This window comes from Psychrobacter sp. AOP31-B2-9, assembly GCF_052378005.1.
Classification (GTDB): Bacteria; Pseudomonadota; Gammaproteobacteria; order Pseudomonadales; family Moraxellaceae; genus Psychrobacter.
This window is the reverse complement of the sequence record NZ_JBQSXG010000284.1, coordinates 1-1105: the sequence shown is the minus strand read 5'-3', so window position 1 is coordinate 1105 and position 1105 is coordinate 1. Positions and strand designations below refer to the sequence as shown.

Genomic DNA, 1105 nt, shown 5'->3' with positions numbered 1-1105 from the left:
ACAACCTTAATCCTTTTTATTAATAAGGAATTAAACACAATGCCTTTACGTCCTATTGATGCTATATTTGTTCATCCTAAACAACGCTTATATGTTGTATATTATCGCGGTGAATTATGGCAATTGCCACGTATGAAAATTGACGATAGATCATGGCAGAAAAGAAAACCTTATACTGACGACAGCCGCTCACTCTATCTGAGTATTCATCAAACAATCAGTGACCCAGTATTGGCACAAAAACTCCGGACCTTGAACTTGCCTGCCGCTGTACGTGGTAGCACGTTACCACGCTTTGAAGCATGGTGGGAAGCCCATGGTTTCAGCTGGTTAAAAGATAAGCTTTCAACAGGTGAGTCACCACTGGCTGCACATCAAACCAACGATTGGGCAACAGCAACTGATCAGCATGTTTTACTTTCAGCCTACTCACCTGTCACAGAAGATAAGACTCATGTACCCACAGCGATAGCAGATTTTAAAAATAGTGAATCGACGCCTACTGAGAGTACCGATATTTTTGCAGATATGTTGGCAGATTTAGCAGATGAGGTATTACATCAAAAGTATAGAAACACATTCTAGGTCAAGCATTATACGTTATTCAAACTCGAAATAAGTCAATTAAAATAAGAGCAGCACTATATGAAAGACTACAAGCTACTGCTCGCTGGTCTAATTTTATTATCGCTACTTCTCATTGCGGTTTTTGTTTGGTTATGGAGTAATAACCGTAAAAATACAGATCCATTGCCAATTATGTCAAACAACAATAAATCGGTGGCAATGCTAAATGAAGATGAGACAAATATCCTAGCCGATAGTCTCCTATATCTACAAGTAGAAAACAATCTACGCGCACCCTTAGCCGATATCATTACCCGCTTTGAGTCTCGCTACCCTCATGTACAGGTTGTGGCAAACTATGTATCCACCAGTGATATCATAACTTTGTCAAAGAACAATAATCATCCAAGCAAACCAGACGAACTTGTGTTTAGTATAGATATGATTATTGCCAATAATATATCTCGTGATGAGCTTTCAATATTGCAAAAAGAGCTAAATATTGTTCAAGACAATACCTTTAACGATGCTGATAAAC

Annotated in this window: 1 protein-coding gene and 1 pseudogene; both read left to right on the top strand. The window is 38.4% G+C overall.

The genetic code is table 11. The annotated features are described in order from the left end of the window. Positions 1-585 (top strand): hypothetical protein (locus ACT3SX_RS15200; RefSeq protein WP_444519233.1); only part of this gene is annotated, 585 nt, incomplete at its 5' end. Between the two features lie 60 nt (positions 586-645). Then, a pseudogene (locus ACT3SX_RS15195) lies at positions 646-1105 on the top strand (hypothetical protein); the annotation flags it as partial.